Here is a 4,153-nt window from a genome sequence, read left to right on the forward strand (position 1 = left end):
CCCGGGCGCGGCGGGCGATCTTCCGGATCCGCCCGTCGCGCCAGCGCTGCACCGCCGCGCGCAGCTCGCCGTCCGGCTCGGTGACCCGGGGGTCCGTGAGCAGCAGCGCCACCGCGCGCGCCGCGGCGGCCAGGACCGCGGTGTGCGCCGGCGGCTCGGCGCGCTCGACCCGCACCACGAGGGACATCGCCCACGGGTCGGCGGCGTCGAGCGCGCGGTGCCGGTCGTCGTCGGGGTCGGCGTGCAGGTCGGGGTGGCGCTCGGGGTGGTGGTCGCTCACGTGACCGGGTTCCGCGTCGCGTGGGCGGGGTCGCGCTGCTCGCCGGCGTCGAGGACCGCGCGCAGCGCCAGGACGGCGTCCAGCACCTGCGCGTGGGTGAGGTGCAGCGGCGCGAAGCCCCAGCGCACGACGTCGGGCTCGCGGAAGTCGCCGACCACGCCGCGGGCGACGAGCGCCCGGACCACCCCGTAGGCCTCGGGGTGGCGCAGCGCGAGCTGCGAGCCGCGGCGGGCGCCCTCGCGCGGCGTGGCGGGGGAGACCTCGGGCACGAGGGCGTCGAGGCACTCCAGCGCGAAGCCGGTCAGCGACAGCGACCGGGCGCGGGCGTCGGCCACCGGCACGCCGTCGTAGGCGCCCAGCGCCGCCTCCAGCGCGAGCAGGGACAGCACCGGCGGGGTGCCGGTGCGCGCGCGGGCGATGCCCTCCGCGGGCGCGTAGGAGTCCGCCATCGCGAACGGCGCGGCGTGGCCGTGCCAGCCGGCGAGGGGGTTCTCGAACTGCGGCTGCAGGGCGCGGGCGACGTGGAGGTACGCCGGGGCTCCCGGTCCGCCGGAGAGGTACTTGTAGCCGCAGCCCACGGCCAGGTCGACGCCGTGCTCGTCGAGGCCGACCTCGACCACCCCGGCGGAGTGGCACAGGTCCCACAGGGCCAGCGCCCCCGCCGCGTGCGCCGCGGCGGTCAGGCCCGGCAGGTCCCACAGCTCACCGGTGCGGTAGTCGACGTGGGAGAGGGAGACCAGCGCCACCTCCCGGCCGCGCGCGGCGAGGACGCCCGGCACCTGCGCCGGGGTCGCGAGCACGACCTCGAGGCCGGCCAGGCGCGCCGCGGCGTCCAGCACGTAGAGGTCGGTGGGGAAGCTGCCCGGGTCGGTGACCACCACGCGGCGCCCCGGGCGCGCGGCCGCGCCGCCCAGCAGCGCCTTGTACAGCTGCACCGAGGTCGCGTCGCCGACGACCACCTGCCCGGGGGCGCTGCCGACCAGGGCTCCGACCGCGTCACCGACGCGCTGCGGCGCGTCCCACCAGCCGGCGGTGTTCCAGGAGGCCACGAGGTCCTGGCCCCACTGGCGCGCCACCGCGTCGGCCACGGCCGCGGGCACCGCGCGCGGCAGGGCGCCGAGGCTGTTCCCGTCGAGGTAGACCAGGCCCTCGGGCAGGTCGAACCGCTCCGGGACGCCGGCCGGCGCGGACGCCTCGGCCTCCTCGGCCCGCGCCCGCAGCCGGGCCAGCACGTCGCTCACGCCACCATCCTCCCCGGGCGGGAATCCCGCGGCCCCCGCGGGCGCTGCCCGACCCGTGAGCGAGCAGCAGCCCCTGGTCGGCGTCCTGGCCCTGCAGGGCGATGTCAGCGAGCACGTCGACGCCCTCGAGGCGGTGGGGGCGCGCGCCACGACCGTGCGCAGGCCGGCGGAGCTCGCCGCCGTCGACGCCCTCGTCATCCCCGGCGGAGAGTCGACGACCATGGACAAGCTGGCCCGGCGCTGGGGCCTGCACGAGGCGGTGAGCGAGCGCGTCGCGGCCGGCATGCCGGCCTACGGCTCCTGCGCCGGGATGATCATGCTGGCCGACCGGCTCGTCGACGGCATCGAGGGCCAGCAGACCTTCGGCGGCCTCGACGTGCTCGTGCGGCGCAACGCCTTCGGCCGGCAGGTGGAGTCCTTCGAGGAGGACCTGCGCTTCGCCGGTGTGGACGGCGGGCCGGTGCGCGCCGCCTTCATCCGCGCCCCGTGGGTCGAGGCCACCGGGCCGGACGTCGAGGTGCTGGCCCGGGTGGGCACCGCGGCGGCGGCGGGCACCGTGGTCGCGGTGCGGCAGGGCCGGCTGCTCGCGACGTCCTTCCACCCGGAGATCACCGGCGACACCCGGGTGCACCGCCTGTTCCTGCGGATGGTCACCGAGGCGCTCGCGGTCGGGTGATCGCCCGTGGGGCCCGGGGCCGCGCGGCGCTAGGATCGGGGCAGATCCGACGCTGAGGGGGATGCTCCATGTCCGGCCACTCCAAGTGGGCGACGACCAAGCACCAGAAGGCCGTCGTCGACGCCAAGCGCAGCTCGGCGTTCGCGAAGCTGATCAAGAACATCGAGGTCGCGGCCCGCACCGGCGGAGGTGACCCGGCCGGCAACCCGACCCTCTTCGACGCCATCCAGAAGGCGAAGAAGTCCAGCGTCCCGAAGGACAACATCGACCGCGCGGTCAAGCGCGGCTCGGGCGCCGAGAGCGGCGGGGCCGACTACCAGACGATCATGTACGAGGGGTACGCCGCCCACGGCGTCGCCGTGCTGGTCGAGTGCCTCACCGACAACCGCAACCGCGCGGCGTCCGACGTGCGCGTGGCCTTCACCCGCAACGGCGGGTCCCTGGCCGACCCCGGCAGCGTCGCCTACCTGTTCAACCGCAAGGGCCTCGTGCTCGTGCCGGCCGAGGGCACGAGCGAGGACGACGTCCTCGCGGCGGTGCTGGAGGCCGGGGCCGAGGAGGTCAACGGCATCGGTGACGCCTTCGAGGTGATCAGCGAGGCCACCGACCTGGTCCCCGTGCGCACGGCGCTGCAGGAGGCCGGCATCGAGTACGACTCGGCCGAGGTCTCCTTCGTCCCGTCCATGCAGGTCGAGCTGGACGCCGACGCCGCCGGCTCCGTCCTCAAGCTCATCGACGCCCTCGAGGACCTCGACGACGTCCAGAACGTCTACGCCAACCTCGAGGTGCCCGACGAGGCGCTCGCACAGGCCTGAAGCGCCCTCCGGCGCCGCGGAAGGGCTGCACTCCGTGACGGAGTGCAGCCCTTCCGTCGTCCCGGCGTGCGAGGGTGGTCCCGTGCGCGTGCTGGGAGTGGACCCCGGGCTGACCCGGTGCGGGTGGGGCGTCATCGACGGCCTGCCCGGCCGCCGTGCGCGCCTGGTCGCGGTCGGCGTGGTGCGCACGCCCAGCGACGCGCCGCTGGCCGAGCGCCTGCTGGCGGTCAGCGACGGCCTCGAGGCCGTCATCACCCGCCACCGCCCCGAGGCCGTCGCGGTGGAGCGCGTCTTCGCCCAGGCCAACGTGAGCACGGTCATGGGCACCGCCCAGGCCTCCGGCATCGCGATGGTGCTGGCCGCCCGGGCCGGGCTGCCCGTCGCCAGCCACACGCCCAGCGAGGTCAAGGCGGCCGTCACCGGCTCCGGCCGGGCGGGCAAGGAGCAGGTGACGCTGATGGTCACCCGCATCCTCGAGCTCGTCGAGGCGCCGCGGCCGGCCGACGCCGCCGACGCCCTGGCCCTGGCCCTGTGCCACCTGTGGCGCTCCGCCGTCCCGGGCGCGCGCGCTCCGGGCGCGGGGGCGCCGACGTCGGCGCAGAGCGCCTGGGCCCTGGCGGCGCAGCGCGCGGCCGCCGAGACCGAGCGGTCGCCGATCCTGCTCGCCGCGCGCGCCGCGCGCCGCGCCCGTACCTGAGGAGGGCCCCGTCGTACACGTGTTCGTCTACAGTGGCGCTGTGAGCGCACGAGGAGTCCGCCGGTGATCGCGTCGGTGCGGGGCCGGGTGCTGGCGCTGCGGCTGGACGGCGTCGTCGTCGAGGTCGGGGGCGTCGGCATGCTCGTGCAGGCCACGCCGAACACCCTCGCGGAGCTGCGGCACGACGCCGAGGTGGTGCTGCACACCAGCCTCGTCGTCCGCGAGGACTCCCTCACCCTGTTCGGCTTCGCCGACGTCGACGAGCGCGACAGCTTCGAGACGCTGATGACCGTCAGCGGCGTCGGCCCGCGCCTGGCGCTGGCCATGCTCGCCGTGCACCGCCCGGAGGAGCTCCGCCGCGCCGTCGCCACCGAGGACCTCACCGCCCTCATGAAGGTGCCCGGCATCGGCCGCAAGGGGGCCCAGCGCATCGTCCTCGAGGTC

The 4,153-nt window shown here is 76.4% G+C and carries 5 protein-coding genes and 1 pseudogene; 4 read left to right on the forward strand and 2 right to left on the reverse strand.

Annotated elements, in window-relative coordinates; all coding sequences use genetic code 11:
* Both AC5FZL_RS15780 and AC5FZL_RS15785 read right to left on the reverse strand, forming a co-directional pair.
* Positions 1–280, reverse strand: a pseudogene (locus tag AC5FZL_RS15780) (peptidyl-tRNA hydrolase); the annotation flags it as partial.
* Positions 277–1,512, reverse strand: a complete 1,236-nt coding sequence (locus tag AC5FZL_RS15785; RefSeq protein WP_493619838.1) for an aminotransferase class V-fold PLP-dependent enzyme — start codon at positions 1,510–1,512, stop codon at positions 277–279. The gene AC5FZL_RS15785 and the pseudogene AC5FZL_RS15780, both read right to left, overlap by 4 nt.
* 64 nt (positions 1,513–1,576) lie before the next feature.
* Between AC5FZL_RS15785 and pdxT the strand changes: the two genes are divergently transcribed.
* The 4 genes from pdxT to ruvA all read left to right on the forward strand — a co-directional run.
* Entirely contained in the window at positions 1,577–2,197 is a 621-nt protein-coding gene (gene pdxT / locus AC5FZL_RS15790; RefSeq protein ID WP_493619834.1) for a pyridoxal 5'-phosphate synthase glutaminase subunit PdxT, read from the forward strand.
* Between the two features lie 68 nt (positions 2,198–2,265).
* Positions 2,266–3,012 (forward strand): YebC/PmpR family DNA-binding transcriptional regulator, encoded by a 747-nt coding sequence (locus tag AC5FZL_RS15795; RefSeq protein WP_493619835.1) that lies wholly within the window; start codon positions 2,266–2,268, stop codon positions 3,010–3,012.
* An 82-nt stretch (positions 3,013–3,094) separates the two neighbouring features.
* Complete coding sequence (gene ruvC, locus AC5FZL_RS15800; RefSeq protein WP_493619836.1) at positions 3,095–3,709, forward strand: crossover junction endodeoxyribonuclease RuvC; 615 nt, start codon at positions 3,095–3,097, stop codon at positions 3,707–3,709.
* Positions 3,710–3,772: 63 nt separating this feature from the next.
* Positions 3,773–4,153, forward strand: a 381-nt coding sequence (gene ruvA, locus AC5FZL_RS15805) for a Holliday junction branch migration protein RuvA (protein ID WP_493619837.1), incomplete at its 3' end; no start/stop codon positions are given.

It is taken from the genome of Quadrisphaera sp. DVD1 (assembly GCF_058932755.1).